General features: G+C 70.6%; 13 protein-coding genes. 2 read left to right on the top strand and 11 right to left on the bottom strand.

Annotated features, from left to right (window positions below; all coding sequences use genetic code 11):
* Positions 1-80: 80 nt before the first annotated feature.
* From QE412_RS16025 to QE412_RS15980, 10 genes are all read right to left on the bottom strand, one after another.
* Positions 81-686: a TetR/AcrR family transcriptional regulator gene (locus QE412_RS16025; protein WP_307486175.1), complete on the bottom strand. Its 606-nt coding sequence runs from the start codon at positions 684-686 to the stop codon at positions 81-83.
* Positions 687-762: 76 nt separating this feature from the next.
* Positions 763-2,364 (bottom strand): glucoamylase family protein, encoded by a 1,602-nt coding sequence (locus tag QE412_RS16020; RefSeq protein WP_307487266.1) that lies wholly within the window; start codon positions 2,362-2,364, stop codon positions 763-765.
* Between the two features lie 291 nt (positions 2,365-2,655).
* A complete protein-coding gene (locus tag QE412_RS16015; protein WP_307486172.1) occupies positions 2,656-4,164 on the bottom strand; it encodes a helix-turn-helix domain-containing protein in 1,509 nt (502 codons plus the stop codon).
* A 31-nt stretch (positions 4,165-4,195) separates the two neighbouring features.
* Positions 4,196-5,203 (bottom strand): S-methyl thiohydantoin desulfurase domain-containing protein, encoded by a 1,008-nt coding sequence (locus QE412_RS16010; RefSeq protein WP_307486170.1) that lies wholly within the window; start codon positions 5,201-5,203, stop codon positions 4,196-4,198.
* A 2-nt stretch (positions 5,204-5,205) separates the two neighbouring features.
* On the bottom strand, positions 5,206-6,333 hold the full coding sequence (locus tag QE412_RS16005) for a DUF917 domain-containing protein (RefSeq protein ID WP_307486168.1): 1,128 nt from the start codon (positions 6,331-6,333) through the stop codon (positions 5,206-5,208).
* Positions 6,330-7,418: a DUF917 domain-containing protein gene (locus QE412_RS16000; protein WP_307486166.1), complete on the bottom strand. Its 1,089-nt coding sequence runs from the start codon at positions 7,416-7,418 to the stop codon at positions 6,330-6,332. The genes QE412_RS16005 and QE412_RS16000 overlap by 4 nt, the downstream gene beginning before the upstream one ends.
* A complete protein-coding gene (locus QE412_RS15995) occupies positions 7,415-8,968 on the bottom strand; it encodes a hydantoinase/oxoprolinase family protein (protein ID WP_307486162.1) in 1,554 nt (517 codons plus the stop codon). The genes QE412_RS16000 and QE412_RS15995 overlap by 4 nt, the downstream gene beginning before the upstream one ends.
* A gap of 27 nt (positions 8,969-8,995) precedes the next feature.
* Positions 8,996-10,336: a purine-cytosine permease family protein gene (locus QE412_RS15990; RefSeq protein ID WP_307486159.1), complete on the bottom strand. Its 1,341-nt coding sequence runs from the start codon at positions 10,334-10,336 to the stop codon at positions 8,996-8,998.
* Between the two features lie 190 nt (positions 10,337-10,526).
* Positions 10,527-11,936: an LLM class flavin-dependent oxidoreductase gene (locus QE412_RS15985; protein WP_307486157.1), complete on the bottom strand. Its 1,410-nt coding sequence runs from the start codon at positions 11,934-11,936 to the stop codon at positions 10,527-10,529.
* Positions 11,937-11,957: 21 nt separating this feature from the next.
* Positions 11,958-12,497 carry a flavin reductase family protein gene (locus QE412_RS15980; protein ID WP_307486154.1) on the bottom strand — a complete coding sequence of 180 codons (540 nt, stop codon included), beginning with the start codon at positions 12,495-12,497 and terminating at the stop codon, positions 11,958-11,960.
* Between the two features lie 226 nt (positions 12,498-12,723).
* On the opposite strand from QE412_RS15980, the gene QE412_RS15975 reads away from it, so the two are divergent.
* The gene (locus QE412_RS15975; RefSeq protein ID WP_307486152.1) at positions 12,724-13,701 is read left to right on the top strand and encodes a helix-turn-helix domain-containing protein; all 978 of its coding nucleotides are present in this window, start codon (positions 12,724-12,726) and stop codon (positions 13,699-13,701) included.
* Between the two features lie 9 nt (positions 13,702-13,710).
* On the opposite strand, the gene QE412_RS15970 is transcribed toward QE412_RS15975, so the two are convergent.
* Positions 13,711-15,189 (bottom strand): helix-turn-helix transcriptional regulator, encoded by a 1,479-nt coding sequence (locus tag QE412_RS15970; RefSeq protein WP_307486147.1) that lies wholly within the window; start codon positions 15,187-15,189, stop codon positions 13,711-13,713.
* Positions 15,190-15,317: 128 nt separating this feature from the next.
* Between QE412_RS15970 and aceA the strand changes: the two genes are divergently transcribed.
* Complete coding sequence (gene aceA / locus QE412_RS15965) at positions 15,318-16,616, top strand: isocitrate lyase (RefSeq protein ID WP_307486144.1); 1,299 nt, start codon at positions 15,318-15,320, stop codon at positions 16,614-16,616.
* Positions 16,617-16,649: the final 33 nt, after the last annotated feature.

The following is a 16,649-nucleotide window of genomic DNA, read 5'->3' as shown; positions in this document are numbered from 1 at the left end:
CAGCGACACCGGTATCACGACCCCACCTCCGCAGGACGGCTTCACAGCGCGACCTCACGTCGACGGACGGATGCCGGAACTCAGGCCGGAGGCTGCAGATACCCCCGCACGAACTCCGCGAAGAGCGCGGGCATATCGACCGTCTCGTCGAGGAGCCACTGCTGCTGCAGGCCGTCCATCACGGCGCTGAGGAGCCTCGCGGCCCGCTCGGGATCGACGTCGGCGCGCACCTCGCCCGCGGCCTGTCCGGCGCGGAGCAGGTCGGCGGCCGTCGCGGCGCTCTGGCGATACCGGTCCGCGAAAGCGTCGTGCGAGGGGTGCGCGGGGTCGCCGGCCTCCGCGACGACCAGGCTGTAGAGCGAGGTGAGGCCGCGGGTCGTGGCGTTGTGGGCGACGACCTTCTTCATCTGCTCGACGAGCGTGTGCTCGTGCGGATCACCCGCCGCCGCACGCACGCGCTCGTCGCGCTGGCGCAGCACCTCGGCGAACAGCTCCTCCTTCGACGCGAAGTGGTGCAGGAGGCCGGCGGGCGTGAGACCGACGCGGGCGGCGACCTCGCGAAGCGACCCCGCCGTGACGCCGGAGCGTCCGAACACCACGACCGCCTCGTCGACGATGCGCTGGCGGGTCTGCTGCCCCTTGGCGTAGCTGCCGCGACGCGCGCGCTGCGCGGGTGCGTCGGTCATCGGCATCCTCTCCCCCGTCCGAACACGTCGATGCCCGGCACCCCCGCGAGGCACCGGGCATCGAGCGGTCGAGCCGTCAGGGACGCCGATCGCCCCATGACGAGCCGAAGACCTGCTGCTCGATGGCGGGCCGGAGGTTCTGCTCCATCCTGTCATCGACCATGTAGTCCTTCAGCGAGTCGCCGGTCAGCGCGTTGCCGATCGCGGCCATGATCATCGACTGGTCGAGCGACAGGTAACGCTCCGCAACCGTGCCGCTCTTCACCGCGACGGCGTCGTAGAACCCGCCGGGCCCGTAGGCGCCGAGCTTCTTCTCCAGGCCCCGCAGGTTCTTCAGCACGCCGGCGCGGTCGTACGGCAGGGCGAGGAACGCCGCGTGCGGGGTAACGACCCCGTCGCCGAACGTCGGGTCGGGGTTCGTCCCCTCGGTGCAGCCCGGGCGGTCGATGTCGACGTCGGTCTTCTCGGCATCCGAGGTGTACCCGTCGGACCGGATGCCGGCGACGTCGACGCCGTACTCGGCGTATCCGCCGAACGGGTTGCTGGCGGGCGAGAAGCCCCAGAAGCCGTACCCGGCGTCCTTCAGGCCGTGCCTCTTCTGCACCTCGACCGTGATCGGGTGGTTCACGCCCCACGAGCGCGGACCCCACTCGCTCTCGGGAATCAGCAGGTCGGGCATGAGCGCCTCGAACATGCTGCCGCCCCAGCTCGGCGCGAACGACATGCCGTCGGAGGAATACACGCCCTCGTACACGTCGACGCCGTCGTAGGTGCGCGTCTCGCCGGTCGGCAGCTGCTCCTGCCACGCCCAGTCGCAGCCCGCGGGCATGGTGCGGTGGGTGCCGTACAGCCCCGTCGCCGGGATCGCCCCCTCCGAGATGCCGAGGTAGGTCGCGATGCGGCTCTCGCTCACGGTCGTGTCGTAATGGTGGCAGGTGTAGAACGCGGCCTCGCCGCTGCCGTTGTACATCGGCGCCTCGACCGCACAGCCGTCGCCGGGAGGGGCCTCCCAGAAGCCGCCGCGGTTCGTGCCGGCCGGAAGACCCGCCGCACCAGCCGCGTCGAAGAACGCCGAGAAGTCCATCGACCGGTAGAGCGTGTCGGCCCGCTCGGCGAGGGTCGGTTCGGCCTCGCGGACGATCCGCAGCCCCGCCGCGAGCCACCCGTTGTCGACGGTGCTGAGGAACGGGTGGATGACCTCGCCCGAGGTCGGGAAGATCTCGAGCTTCGCGCCGGTGTCGGGCGCATACCAGTTGTAGTACATGCCGCTGGCATCGTTGCGCTCCATCGTCTCGAGCGTGGAGACCGTGGCGGTCAGGCGCTCGCGCGCCTCGTCGGCGTCGATGATGCCGAGGTCGCGCGCTGTCACCGTCGACCAGAGGTACCCGCCGATGTTGGTCGGCGAGGTGTATCCGGATGCCGTGGACTCCTCCAGCGCGCCGCCGATGTTGTCGTCGGGCAGGCCGGTGTTCTCATGGGCCATCGCCGCGAGCGAGGCCCAGGTGGCGGCGGCGTAGCGTTCGAGGTCGCGTGCGCCGGGTCCGGCGTGGGCGGGCGGACCGGCATGCCCGGGAGGGCCGGGTTTCTCGGGCGGTGCGGCGACGGCGGGGGATGCCGCGGCGAGACCGCCCAGGACGAGTCCGACGACCGCGGTGGATGCCGCGAAAGTGTGCTTTATGACGTGCTCTCCTCATCGAAAGCGCTCCGGGGGGACGGAGCTCACTGAGCAGAAACCTTACACGCGATAGGTTTTTACGCAACCCGTCTCCGACGCTCCGCGCGACGCGGGTCGGCGCCGCGCCGACCGCCATGCGGAGTTCATCCACGACACGCCGCGCCATCGGCACCCCCGAACGGCGCGCCACAACCCTCCTCCGCACGACGACACACCCCACGGCCCCGCAGCCGCACGACGATACACCCGCACTCCGGCCCGGGAGGCTGGAGCCGCCGGAGTCGTCCGGCACCGTCAACGCAGCGCGCGGCAGGCGAGGTGCAGGGCGAGGCGGGCGTCGGTGTCGGTGAGGTCGACGCCGAGCAGTTCCTGCGCGCGGGCGATGCGCATCGCCACGGTGTTGCGGTGCAGGCCCAGGGCGGTCGCCGTCGCCGAGACGCCCGACTCGTGGTCGAGGTAGGCCGTCAGCGTCTCGAGCAGTTCCGGTCCGTGCGAAGCGAGGGGCGCGAGCAACGACTCAGCGGCGGGGACGAACGTGTCGGATCCCGCCCACGACAGCAGCACCTGCTCGACGCCGAGGGCGTCGAGCCGCACGAACCATCCGGTCGCGGCGCGTCCCGTGGCGATGCGCACGCCGTCGACCGCGCCGTCGATGCTGCGCAGCAGCCCGCTCGCGCCGCTGTCGAGCGAGCCCACACCGGTCGCGACGTCGAACGACCGGCGCGCGTGGTCGTGCAGGGCGCGCACCGCGGCCACGTGTTCGTCGAGACGGGCGGGTGTGGGCGGCTCTGCGAAGCTGAGCCAACCGGTCACCCCGCGGCCGCTGGTGACGGCCTGCGAATCGACGGGCAAGGCGGCCAGGCTCCGGCGCACGAAGCGCAACAGTTCGAGCGTCTCGAGGCGGCGTCGCCCGGCGATGCGGAACGCGAGGTGGTACCCGCCCATGCGCCAGCCGCGCTCGCTCATGCGCTGCTCGACATCGGGGTCGCGGGCGTCGCGGGCTTCGAGGAACTCGCGCAGCAGACCGGATGCCACGGCGACATCGCTCACGTCGGCCACCTCGTCGATGAGGATACGGGCGGCGACCGCCGGCATCGCCACCTCGGCGGCGACCGCCAGCGCCGACAACTGCGCGGCGCTCAACCCCGTACCGAAGACGGCCAACCGCAGCCCGGCGCGGCTCGGACTGTCGACGCGCACGGACGCTGCCGCTCCCTCCGCGACCGAGACCGCATCCTGCCAGAGCCCGAAGTCGATCGCCGCGCGAACCGCCTCGGGCAGGTCGCCGCCGGCCTGCAGCAACACTCCCTCGGCGTCGATGAGGGCCACGCCGTGACCGACGCTGGCCGAGAGATGACGGAGCAGATCGGCCAGATGCGCGGCGGAGTACTCGATCGACTGCGCCACGCGCCGCACGTACCCGAGCGTCAGAGCGTCGCGCCCCTGCACCAGCTCCCACCCGGCGCGGGCCAGGGCCATCGGATCGTCGACGGCCAGCAGGGTGAGTCCGAGCCGGGCGGCGAGGCCGCGGCTTCCGGCACCCAGCGCATCGGCCCCCGGCAGGGCGAGGCCGCGGAAGCCGCGATCGCGCACCCGCCGCACGAGGGCGTCCTGCTGCCACGGCGCCGAGGGTGGAGGCTCGGTCAGCGCGGCGAGCTCGCGATCTCCGCGCGCGGGCAGCGTCGCCTCGCGCGCGGCGACGATCACCCCGGCGAAGGCATCGACGCCCGCGACCTCGACGAGTACCCGCGCCCGACCGTTCGCGGGGTGCGCGAGCAGCGCGCGCAGCTCCAGGGGCGTCACGAGAGCCCCCGGGGATCGCGGATCGAGGCCGTCACGACTCCACCTCCAGATCGCGCAAGCCGTACGCGGCCGGTACCACGTGCGCCAGGCGTTCGAGCGCGTCCGTCCACCACGGCGGTGCCGACAGCGCCAGCACCCGCACGTGCCGGGCGAGGGTCACGGCGTCGACCTGCAGCACGTCGCCCGACACGGAGTCGATCGCGACGAGGATGTCGGGCGATGCGGCGATCGTCTGCCCGTCGCGGGTGACGGCGAGGAACTCCGAGCGCGCGACCAGGCGCAGCAGCGCCCCGTCGTCGCCGGTCACCTCGACCGACCGCGCGAAGGCATCGTCCGGCACGGCATCCACCGCGCTCACGCGCCCCGCGCCGAGGGCGCGCGCCCCGGGGAGGTCGTCGCCGAACACGTCGGCGTCGCCGAGCGCGAGGGCGCGGGCGAACGTGCCCCGGATGCCGTGGTCGGCGAGGTCGCCGACGGTGAAACCGGCTACGAGCACGGCGCCCGCTCCCCCGGCACGGATGATGCTCGCGCGCACGAGGCTCTCGACATCGGCCGCCCGCGACGACTCCACGACCATGACGCCCCCGCCGGTGTCGGCGACGAGCACGACCCCGGGCACGGCGTCCACGACGAGCGAGAGCTGGTCGATGCCGGGAAGGGCGCGCCCCATGAGGTCGGCGTCGACGAGGGTGTGCTCGCGGGCGAGGAGGAACGGCGCCAGACCGTTCAGACCCGCCCCCTCCATGGCGCACACGGCCGCCGCCGCGACGCCCGTCCATCGTTCGGCCGCGGCCAGAAGCGGGGCGAAGGCGTCATCCCCGGGCACCCGTTCGCCCAGGAGGTACGTGGACCCGGCGAAGCCCACGGCGACGCACGGGGTCGACGGATCGAGGTCGTCGACGTCGTGCAACGCGACCGGTCCGTCGAGCACCTCGCCCGCCATGAGCTCGAGCAGCGTCGTGGTACCCCCGCCGCCCGCGCCGAGCAGCGCGAACCCCCGGGCCAGCGCCGGCAGGCGCTCGGGCCCGAGGGTTCTCATGCTCACAGGGTAATGAGCCGCCGCACCTCGGCGCCCCGCAACTGCTCGACCGGCTCGAACGCGTCGGCGAGACCGAACGCCGACGGACCGAACGCGGCGAGCGCGCCAGGGGTGCGCATGATGTCGGGCGTGGAGATGCCCAGCACGCGCACGCGCTGGCCGTACCGCAAGCCCTCGGTGGTGATGGGCTCTGCCGACTCGATGTCGGTGATGCAGATGAGGTCGGGCACGATCGCCACGAGCTCGCCGTCACGGCGGGCGGTGAGGTTCTCGTTCTGGAAGGCCACCTCGAGGGTCGCGTCATCGGCGGGGTCGAGGGCCGAGATGGTCGCGCGCCCCTTGGCGAACCCGTCGGTGGTGCGCCGCTCGACGTCGGTGACCTTGCCGACGAACAGCTCCCGCACGTGCGGGTACAGCGTCGTCGACAGCACGTCGGCGATGGCCTCGAACGGCGAGCGATGCTGCTCACGGGCCTCGCGGATGCCACGCCCCAGCGCCAGGGCCATCGACAGGGTCCGCGGGATCGCGGTGCGCCTGACGTCGGCTCCGGTCATGGCGTACTCGGCGATGTGCGCCACCCCGCCGAGGCGGATCGTGACGCCGCGGGCGAGCCATTCCATCTGCCGGTCGTCGTCGCCGGTGTCGATGATCGCCGTCTCACCGCGCTCGCCCGCGAGAGCGAGGGGCGAGCCGTGCACGCCGTAGACGGCGAAGGTCTCCATCGACAGTTCCGGGAACGCTCGGCCCATGCCGTCGGCATCCACCACGGGCAGCCCCGTCTCGGCGGCGACGAGCAGCGGGATCATCGAGTTGATGCCGCCGCACTCGATCGGCATCGTCGCGTCGGCGGTGCGGCCGAGGTGCTTCTCGAGGGTCCGCAGCGCCAGGGTGGGCTCGGTACCGGCCGGGATCTTCTCGATCATCACGGTCGGCGCGCCCATCTGCGCCGTCGGGATGACGAACATGTCGTCGGCGATCTCGTCGGGGTCGAGCACCGTGATGCTCCCCGCGCCGAGCACGCGCTCGACGAGCTTCTGACCGATGTAGGGGTCGCCGCCTCCGCCGGTGCCGAGCAGCGTCGCTCCACGGGCCAGGTCGGGCAGGTCGGCGGCGGTCAGGGTCCAGCTCATGCGGCGGTCTCCGAGTTCTCGATGGTTCCGTCGAAGCGGTGTGAGGGCAGGTCGTAGCCGAAGTAGCCGGGACCGACCATGGCGAGGGCCTCGGGTGCGTGCCAGCGCTCGTCGCTGGGGGCGGCGATGACGCGGACGCGCTGGCCGTAGCGCAGCCCCTCGGTGGTGATGGGCTCGGCGCTCTCGGCATCCACCACGATGATGAGATCGGGCGTGGTGACCAGGATGCCGGCGGTCGTGCGCGCGATGAGGTGCTCGTTCTGGAACGACAGCGTCAGCGTGTCGCCCGGGCCCTCGATGCGGGCGTTGCCGCGGGCGAAGCCGGCGGTCGTTCCCCGCTCGACGTCGACGACCTTGCCCTCGAACACCTCGCGCCCGCCGAGGGCGTCGACGACCGCGGCGACCGGGTCGGTCTTGGCCTCACGCGCATCGACGATGCCGCGACCGATCGACAGGCACGCCGACAGTGACGCCGGGACGAGGGCCTCGCGCGCCGTCGCACCCGACATGGCGAAGCCGGCGAGCATGACCGAGCAGCCCATCTCGACGCACGCGACGCGGGCGATGCGCTCGGTCCAGGTGTTGTCGATGGTCGACAGCACCGCGGTGTTGCCCTTCTCGTCGGCGAAGGCGAGGGGTGACGCGGTGACGCCGTAGAGGGTCGGCAGAACCATCTGCAGCTCGGGGAAGGCGCGACCCATGCCGTCGGCATCCAGAAGGGGCAGGCCGAGGGCGGCCGCCGCGGCGATGGGGATGGTGGAGTTCACGCCTCCCGCCTCGGCGCACGCGATGTGGGTGACCGGGCGCCCCAGCGAGGCACCGAGCGCGTGCACCGGGGCGACGACCTCGTCAAGGCTCGGGAGCTTCTCGACCATGACGGTCGGCGCGCCCATCATCGCGACGGTGAGCACGAGGGCGTCATCGGGCAGTTCGTCGAGGCCCACGACCGTGACGGGACCGTGCGCGGCGAGCGCCTGACGCGCCAGGAGCGCCCCGATGTACGGGTCTCCCCCGCCCCCGGTACCGAGCACGGCGGCACCGCGGGCGAGGTCGCCGACGAGCGACGGGGTGAGCTGCCAGCTCACGCCCGCACGCCCATGTCGAGATCTCCGACGGCCTTCACGCGCACGCGCGTGGCGTTTCCGGGAAGGTACGGGATCGGCACCTCGTCGAAGTCGACGATGGACACCGACGACGGACGCGCGCCCGCGGCGATGGCCTTGTCGACGGCCTCCGCGCGGATCGCGGCGATGCCCTCGTCGCGCCGACCCGCCTCGATCGCGTAGACCTTGTCGATCTCGCCGCCCACCTGGGCGATCGAGGCGCCGATGGCGTTGGCGACGGCGTAGTTGCGCGGGCGGTGCACGGCGCCGAACAGGGGCAGCTCCTCGGGGAGGAGGATGCTGCCACCGCCGACGGCGACCACCGGGATCGGCTCGGGCGAGGTGCGCATGCGGTCGACGGCCTCGGCCACACGATCGGCGATGCGCGCCAGCACGCGCTCGACGAAGGCGGGGTCGAGGTGCGCGACGCGAGAGGGGTCGCCCACGTTCGCGCGCCCGGCCGCCACGGCGATGTCGGTCGCGGTGAGGGTGGAGCCGCCGAACACCAGCGCCTCCTCGGTCAGACGGTAGCCCACCGATGCGGGCCCGACCTCCGCGGTCTGCTCATCGACGATCGAGCCGCCGCCGATGCCGATCGACAGCACATCCGGCATCCGGAAATTGGTGCGGATGCCGGCGACCTTGACCTCGTTCGCCGTCTCGCGCGGGAATCCGGCGTTGAGCAGACCGATGTCGGCCGTCGTGCCCCCGATGTCGACGACGGCGCAGGTCTGCAGGCCGCTGGTGAGGGCGGCCCCGCGCATGGAGTTCGTCGGGCCCGACGCGAAGGTGGCGACGGGGTAGAGGCGCACGTAGTCCTCGTCCATCAGTGTGCCGTCGTTCTGGCTGAGGAAGATGGGCGCCTCGATCCCTTGCGCACGCACGGCCGCGGTCAGGCCGTCGACGATCTCGGACGCGAGTTCGCGGAGCGCTGCGTTGATGATCGTGGCGTTCTCGCGCTCGAGCAAGCCGATCCGGCCGATCTCGTGCGAGAGCGAGATCGCCACGTCGGGTCCGAGCACGTCGCCGAGGATCTCGGCCGCACGCACCTCGAGGTCGTGGTTGACCGGCGAGAACACCGACGAGATCGCCACCGAGCGCACGCCGTGGGCCTTCATGTCGGCGGCGATCCCGCGCAGCTCGTCCTCGTCGAGAGGCGAAATCGGCCGCCCGTCGAACTCGTAGCCGCCATGCGCGAGGTAGCTGCGCGCCTGGATGGCCTCGGTCAGCACCCCGGGCCAGTCCACGAGCGGCGGGAGGGCCTTCGTGGCGGGAAGCCCCAGCCGCACCGCGGCGGTCGGCGCGAGGCGCTGGGCCTGCACGAGAGCGTTGATGAAGTGGGTGGTGCCGATCATGACCGCGTCGATGTCGGAGCCGGCGAAGTCGCGTTCGGTGCGCAGGGCCGCGATCGCGTCGACGATGCCGGTGGTGACATCCGGACTGGTGGACTTCTTCACGCCGGCGAGGGTGACCTTGCCGTCCATGAGCACTGCGTCGGTGTTGGTCCCGCCGACGTCGATGCCGATGTGCATGGGTGGAGCTTCTTTCGTTCGGGGGGGTCAGGATGCCACGGGGGCGGCGTCGCGCACGGGAGCCTGCGCGGTCGTCGCCTCGCCGACACCGCGCACCCAGCCGAGCTTTCCGGCGACGGTGTACAGCACGATCGAGAGCACGAGCGAGGAGATCGCCGGGATCCCCCAGGTGACGAAGTAGCCCACGAGGGCCGAGACGAGCCAGACCACGAGGGTCACGGGCACCAGGCGCGGGGCGGTGCTCGGCAGGCGTCCCTCGGCGCGCGAGGCGTCGAGCTCGCCACGCCAGCGGCGCACGAAGAAGTATTCCGCGACCATGATGCCGGCGATGGGCGGGAAGACGACGCCGAGGATGATGAGGAATCCGGTGAACTGCGACAGGATGCCGGCCGCGGCGAGGATCGAGCCGACGACGCCGAGCACGATGGTCGTCGTGACGCGGTGCAGGTTCTTGCCGAACGCGGTGGAGATGAAGTTCACCAGGCCCAGCGTCGAGGAGTACAGGTTCCAGTCGTTGATCTTCAGGGTGCCCGTGATGACGATGATGAGGCCCACCAGGCCCACCGACGACGTCACGATCGCGACGATGTTGCCCGTCTGCGCCGCGTGGGCCAGCAGCACGCCCGACAGGCCGATGACGAATTCGCCGAGCGAGACGCCCACGACCGTCTGCTTGACGACGTCGGCCTTGGAGCGATTGAAGCGGGTCATGTCGGCGGTGATGATCGCGCCGACGATCAGGCCGCCGGCGACGATCGCCGTGCCCTGCCACACGCTCATGGTGGGTCCGGGGGCGGGCGAGGTGATGAGGTCACCGAGGGAGTGGTTGCTGAGTTCGGTGATGATCGACCAGCCCACGAGCACGAGGAACAGCGGCACGGTGATGTTGGCGAGCCACTGCATGCCGACGAAGCCGACGGCGACGATCGCGGTCACGGCGAGGCCGAACAGCAGGCTCCACGCCCACATCGGCATGATTCCCGGCAGCAGCGAGTCGAGCGACTCGGCCGAGATGGCCGACTGGATGCCGAACCAGCCGATGAGGCTGATGCCGATCGCCAGGCCCACGAGCGAGGCACCGATCTCGCCGAAGCCGGTCCAGCGGGCCAGGAGCGCCGTGTTCAGTCCCTCCTTCTGCCCGATGATGCCGACGATGCACATGATCACTTCGAGGATGATCGAGCCGAGCAGCAGCGCGAGGAAGGCCTCGCTGAAGGTCATCGCGTACCCGAGGGTGGCGCCGAGGAGGAACTGCGACAGGGCCGAGACCTGGCCGAAGCGCTGGACGGCGATGCCGAACCAGTGCTTCTGGGCGTCGGGTGTCACGCGGCTGAGGGCGAAGTCGTCGGCGTGTGCCATACGTGCCATGGAAGTGTCCTTTTGCGGAAGAGGGACGGTGCGGGTGCTGCACACGTTATTCCCGGCATCCGTCGGACGACATGTGCGATTCGCCCTGATGTGCATCGCCAATGTGCACTTCGCCCACTCTCGCCGGTGCGAGATTCCCGGTCCGCGCGGCGGAGGGGTGGTGCGGACCACCCCTCCGCGATGTGCGGGGTCAGCGCCAGGCGGCGCCCGTCCCGCTCGCGCTCAGCACATCCTCCGCCTGGAACGCCCCGCGATACTGCGCGGCGGGGTGCCGCTCGGCCAGACGACCGCCCGAACCGGGGAAGAGGCGTTCGCGCAAGGTCCCGGGTGCGTATTCCCGCTGCGCGAGTCCGCGCTCCTGCAGGACCGGGATGACGTGCTCGACGAAGTCGCGGTAGGAACCCGGGAGGTGCTGCGCGATGATGTTGAGCCCGTCGACCCCGGCGTCTTGCCATTGCTCCAGGCGGTCGGCGATCGATTCGGGCGTGCCCACCATCCGCAGGTTGTACGACAGGGCGCCGGCGACATCGGCCACCCGTGCCTTCTTGCCGGGGTTGGCGTCTTCGAAGACGCGCGCGAACCCCTGGACCCCGACGACATCGGTCTGCTCGATCGGCATCTCCGGGTCGAACTGTGCCAGGTCGATTCCCATGTCCCGGCTGATGTGCGCGGCGAGACCCTCATAACTGACCCACTCGTCGATCTCGGCGGCCTTGCGCTGCGCCTCTTCCTCGGTGCTGCCGATCACGAAGGACATGCCCTGGATGAACTTGAGGTCGTCGGCTCGACGTCCGTTGCGGACGGCGATCGCACGCTGTTCCGCGATGCCGCGCCGCGCCCCGTCGATGCTGGGGAACACCACGAACGTCCCCTCCGCGTGCTTCGCCGCGAACTCCCGCCCGCGACCCGACGCCCCCGCCTGATAGAGCACGGGCGTGCGCTGCCGCGACGGCGCGACCAGATGCGGTCCCATGACGCGATAGGACTCGCCCTGGTGGTAGATGCGGTGGATCTTGTCCTTGTCGGCGTAGACACCGGCTTCACGATCGGCGAGCACCGCCCCTTCGTCCCACGAGCCCTCCCACAGCTTGTAGACCACGTCCATGTACTCCTCGGCCCACTCGTAGCGTCGGTCGTGGGCGACGATCTCGTCGAGACCGTAGTTCTGGGCGGCGTTGTGCGAGACGCTCGTGACGATGTTCCAGCCGATGCGCCCCTTGCTCAGCTGGTCCATGGTCGACACCTTGCGCGCGAAGCTGAAGGGGTGCTCGCTGAGGATGGAGCTGGTGAAGGTCAACCCCAGGTTCTCGGTGACCGAGATGAGCGCGGCGCACAGGGCGGCGGGATCGTTGCAGGGAATCTGCAACCCCTCCCGGATATAGGTGTCCCAGCTGCCGTTGTAAGCGGGGTCGATGCCGACGACATCTGCGAAGAACAGCGCGTCGAACTTCCCCTCCTCCGCGATGCGGGCCAGCTCTATCCATGTCTCGAGGTCGTTGAGGTGCAGTTGGGTGTTCTCCGGATGACGCCACAGACCGTGGTAGACGTGCGAGACGACGTTCATCGTGAAGGCGTTGAGGATCAGTCGAGGACGGCTCATGAGGTTTCCTTCGTGGTGCTGTCAGGCCGAGTGTTCGGCGAGGGATCGGGTGTGGCGGTCGAGGTAGATGAGGGGGTCGGCGGTGCCGTCGTCGGAGCGCGCGGCCACGACGTCGCCGATGATGATCGAGTGAGTGCCGTATCCGACGCGCTCGGTGATCCGGCATTCGAACGCCGCGAGCGCCGAACGCAGCACGGGCATCCCGGAGTCGGCGGTCGTCCAGTCGGGGTGGGCGAATCGCTCGTGACGGCGGGCGCTCTGCGAGAACGACTCCAGGATGCCGATGTGCTCACCCGCGAGGACGTTGACGACGAAGCCGCCCGTCGCCAGGATCGCGTCGTGGGCAGAGGCAGTCCGGTTGACGCAGATCAGCAGCGAGGGAGGCTCGAAGCTGACCGAGCTCACCGCCGTGACGGCCAGACCGGCCGGGCCCGTGTCGCCGCTGGTGGTGACGAGGGCTATCCCCGACGCGAGTTTTCGCATGCCGTCGCGGAAGTCGACCGCATCGACGACGGGCACGGGCGCCGAATCCTGCGTGATCGGCGGGGGTGAGGGGTTCATGTTTCGCTCCCTGGGCTCGATGGATGAGGGGAAGCTACGTCGCACACCCACCCCGAACCGACGCGGAAAGCCGATGGTGCGCATTGGTTCTGCCGCTCGTGCACGCTCATCCCAGACGCCCGCCACACGCGTGCGTGCTTCGTTACGTGAGAGAAATCGACGGGTAATTCCCCGGGAGGAAGAGCGCGCGAATCTGGAGGCCCCGACCACGTTCGTAGGAGGACACATGGCGTACTGGAGCCTGGACGCCCTTCCGGCCAAGGAACGATTCCCCTTCTGGCGCGAAGTGCTGTGCCAGGCGTTCACACCGCTCTCCGCAGAACTGGATGGCCGTCGCGGCGATGAACCGTCGGGTTGGGTCCGCTCGGCCCGGCTCGCCGAGTCGAACGGGGCGGAGATCGCCTCGCGCACCCAGGTCATCACGCACGGACGCTCCGAGATCGGTCGCACGGACGAGCACTTCCTCTTCGTCAACGTCGTGCTCGAGGGACGCTGCGTCGTGGAGCAGGACGGTCGTCGGGCGGCGATCCCGGCGGGCGGATTCTCGGTGGTCGACACCACGCGGGAGTACCGCCAGCACTACATCGAAGATCCCGGACATCGGCGGTGGCGCGTGTTGTCCTATCGCCTGCCCCGCACTCGTGTGCTCGGCCAACTGCACGATCCCGGGAGCGTGACGGCGACGCTGCAGACGGGGGAGCGCACGGGAGCGTCCGCGGTCGCGCTGTCCACCATGCTCGGTGTGTGGCGCAACGCCGAGCGTCTCGACCCGACGGCATCGCTCGCGGCCGAGACCGCCGTCCACGCGGTCGTCGTCGCGGCTCTCGACAACGTCGCGCGCCGCACCGCATCGTGGGATCGCGCGCAGGTCGATGGCGCACTCCGCGCGGAGATCGAGCGGCACGTCCAGCGGAATCTGCGCGACGGCGACCTGTCCGCCGCCGCGACGGCCCAGAGATTCGCGATCTCCCTCCGCAAACTTCACGCTCTCTATGAGGAGGGAGAGCAGAGCTACGCGCGCATGGTCATGCTCAAGCGCCTGGAGGCGTGCGCGTCAGACCTGCGCGCCGGCATCCCCGGCACTCTCGGCGACCTCGCCAAGCGATGGGGCTTCAGCGATCTGTCGCACCTGAACCGGGCGTTTCGCAAGCAGTATGGGACTCTCCCGTCCGAATACCGGGTGAGCAGCGTGGGGTGGGACTGACGGGCGGCGTCACTCCCCCGGCGCGTGCGCCTGCAGGAACTCGTACATCTCCGTCGTGTCCACCCCCGGAAACGCCCCGGTCGGCAGGGTCGCGAGCAGTGTCCGCGGCGTGCGCACGTTCGGCCACGCCTGTCCGCGCCATGCGTTCTCGAGCTCCGCGGGCGCACGCCGGCAGCACGTCTCGACCGAGTGCCGCGACACCCCGCGGTTCGGCGTGTCCCGCCCGCGGAACCACCGCGTGTCGTCGAAGCGCACCCCCACGCTCACCGAGTGCGCGCCCTCGCTCGACTGCTCCACGCGCGCCGTGCACCAGTACGTGCCGTTCCCGGTGTCGGTGTACTGGTAATACGGGTTGAACAGGTCGTCCTCGTCGAACACCACACGGCTCGTCCACCGCCGGCAGCACATCTGCCCCTCGATCGAGCCCAGCCGGTCGGTGGGGAAGTTCACGTCGTCGTTCTCGTACGCCTTCGTGATCGTCCCCGACTCGTGCACCTTCAGGAAGTGCACCGGGATGCCGAGGTGCACGGTCGCGAGGTTGGTGAAGCGGTGCGCGGCGGTCTCGTACGACACCGAATAGGCGTCGCGGAGGTCTTCGATGCTGATCGTGCGCCGTTCCTTCGCCTCGCGCAGGGCCGTGACGACGTGCGCCTCAGGCATGAGCAGTGCCCCGGTGAGGTAGTTCGTCTCCACGCGCTGGCGAAGGAACTCGTCGTAGCTCGTCGGCTCGCCGTGTCCGAGGATTCGGCTCGACAGCGCCTGCAGCACCGCCGCGCGCGGGTCGCCCTTCGCGACCTTCGTCGAGAGGTACAGCCGACCGTTCTTGGCATCCGCGATGCTGCGCGTCGACGACGGCAGGTCGGGCACGTAGTGCAGCGAGAAGCCGAGGTGCGCGGCGATGTCGCTCGCCCCGCGCTGCGTGAGCGGGCCGCCGGGGTGCGCGATCGCTTCCCGAATCTCGGATGCCACGCGCTCGAGCTCCGGGAAGTGGTTGTCCTGCGTGCGCATCAGGCGGCGTAGGGCGACGTTCGCGCGTCGCGCCTCCTCGGGTGTTGCCGACCGCTCCTCCCGCAGGCGTTCGATCTCGGCCTGCAGCGCGAGCATCGCGGCGAGCGCCTCATCCGGCACCGCGCGCCCGACCCGGAACGGCGCGATTCCCAGGGCCTGGAACGTCTGCCCGCGCATCGCGCGTTCGACCGACAGCTCGAGGGTGGCGCGGGCGTCGAGGGGCTCGGCATCCAGGATCTGGTCGAGCCTGCACTCCAGCGCGCGGGCGATCGCCTGGAGGAGGGTGAGCTTGGCCTCTCGGCGACCGTTCTCGATCATCGACATCTGACTCGGAGCGCGGCCGACCGCGGTGGCGAGGTCGTCGAGGGTCAGGCCGCGCGCGGTGCGCAGCTGACGGATGCGTCGGCCGATGGTGAGGGTGTCCACCTCTTCATCGTCGAGCGGAAGGGATGCCGAAGAAATCGAGACGCCGGTGTCCATACGCCAGAGTCTCACAGCCGCAGAAGATCGGGCAATCTTCACAACGCGGATGCGGTTTCAGGGCGTCGATCTTCGCGCACAGTGGTCGTCACGGGGCACCGACGCCCCGGCATCCGAAGGAGAAGCTCATGACGATCAACCCGCTGCGTCCCGGCGACCAGACCGAAACCGCCGCCGAGCTCCGTGCCTCGTGGGACGCCGACCCCCGGTGGGACGGCATCGAGCGCACGTTCTCGGCCGACGATGTCGTCCGCCTCCGGGGCACCGTCCGCGAAGAGGCGACGCTCGCCCGCCGCGGGGCCGAGAACCTCTGGAACCTCATCCACACCGAGGAGTACGTCCGTGCGCTCGGCGCGTACACCGGCGGCCAGGCCGTGCAGCAGGTGCGCGCCGGGCTCAAGGCCATCTACCTCAGCGGCTGGCAGGTCGCCGCCGACGGCAACCTCGCGGGACAGACCTACCCCGACCAGAGCCTGTACCCGGCCAACTCGGTGCCCGCCGTCGTCCGCCGCATCAACAACGCCCTGCTGCGCCAGGACCAGATCGAACGAGCCGAGGGAGAAGTGACTCAGGACTGGCTCGCGCCGATCGTCGCCGACGCCGAGGCCGGCTTCGGCGGTCCGCTCAACGCCTACGAGCTCGCGCAGTCGCTCATCCAGGCGGGGGCCGCCGGCATCCACTGGGAGGACCAGCTCGCGAGCGAGAAGAAGTGCGGCCACCTCGGCGGCAAGGTGCTCGTGCCGATCCAGCAGCACATCCGCACGCTCAACGCCTCGCGCCTGGCGGCCGACGTCGCCGGGGTGCCGACGGTGATCATCGCGCGCACCGACGCCCTGGCCGCCGACCTGCTGACCAGCGACGTCGACGAGCGCGACCGGGAGTTCCTCACCGGCGAGCGCACGACGGAGGGGTTCTACCGGGTGCGTCCGGGCCTTCCTGCCGTCATCGCCCGCGGCCTGGCCTTCGCGCCCTACGCCGACCTGCTGTGGGTCGAGACGGGCGAGCCCGACATCGAGCTCGCGCGCCGTTTCGCCGAGGCGATCCACGCCCGTTTCCCGGGCAAGAAGCTCGCGTACAACTGCTCGCCCAGCTTCAACTGGAAGCGCCACCTCGACGACGCCCAGATCGCGACGTTCCAGGCGGAGCTGGCGGCGATGGGCTACGCGTTCCAGTTCATCACCCTGGCCGGCTTCCACGCCGTCAACCACTCGATGTTCGACCTCGCCCGCGGCTACGCCGAACGCGCCATGAGCGCGTACGTCGAGCTGCAGGAGGCCGAGTTCGCCGCCGAAGCCAACGGCTACACCGCCACGCGCCACCAGCGCGAGGCGGGCACCGGCTACTTCGACGTCGTCTCGACCGCGCTCAACCCCGACAGCGCCACCCTGGCTCTCGCGGGTTCGACGGAGACCGCCCAGTTCCACTAACCCCCTCCCCCCTCTCTCCCCCCTCCCCCCCCT

The organism is Microbacterium trichothecenolyticum, assembly GCF_030818955.1.
GTDB lineage: Bacteria > Actinomycetota > Actinomycetes > Actinomycetales > Microbacteriaceae > Microbacterium > Microbacterium trichothecenolyticum_B.
This window is presented reverse-complemented; position numbering and strand designations above follow the sequence as displayed.

Coding starts and splice junctions, on each gene's coding strand:
- QE412_RS16025 (WP_307486175.1), bottom strand. CDS start 686: ATGACCGACGCACCCGCGCAGCGCGCGCGTCGCGGCAGCTACGCCAAG.
- QE412_RS16010 (WP_307486170.1), bottom strand. CDS start 5,203: ATGAGAACCCTCGGGCCCGAGCGCCTGCCGGCGCTGGCCCGGGGGTTC.
- QE412_RS16005 (WP_307486168.1), bottom strand. CDS start 6,333: ATGAGCTGGACCCTGACCGCCGCCGACCTGCCCGACCTGGCCCGTGGA.
- QE412_RS15995 (WP_307486162.1), bottom strand. CDS start 8,968: ATGCACATCGGCATCGACGTCGGCGGGACCAACACCGACGCAGTGCTC.
- QE412_RS15990 (WP_307486159.1), bottom strand. CDS start 10,336: ATGGCACGTATGGCACACGCCGACGACTTCGCCCTCAGCCGCGTGACA.
- QE412_RS15985 (WP_307486157.1), bottom strand. CDS start 11,936: ATGAGCCGTCCTCGACTGATCCTCAACGCCTTCACGATGAACGTCGTC.
- QE412_RS15980 (WP_307486154.1), bottom strand. CDS start 12,497: ATGAACCCCTCACCCCCGCCGATCACGCAGGATTCGGCGCCCGTGCCC.
- QE412_RS15975 (WP_307486152.1), top strand. CDS start 12,724: ATGGCGTACTGGAGCCTGGACGCCCTTCCGGCCAAGGAACGATTCCCC.
- QE412_RS15970 (WP_307486147.1), bottom strand. CDS start 15,189: ATGGACACCGGCGTCTCGATTTCTTCGGCATCCCTTCCGCTCGACGAT.
- aceA (WP_307486144.1), top strand. CDS start 15,318: ATGACGATCAACCCGCTGCGTCCCGGCGACCAGACCGAAACCGCCGCC.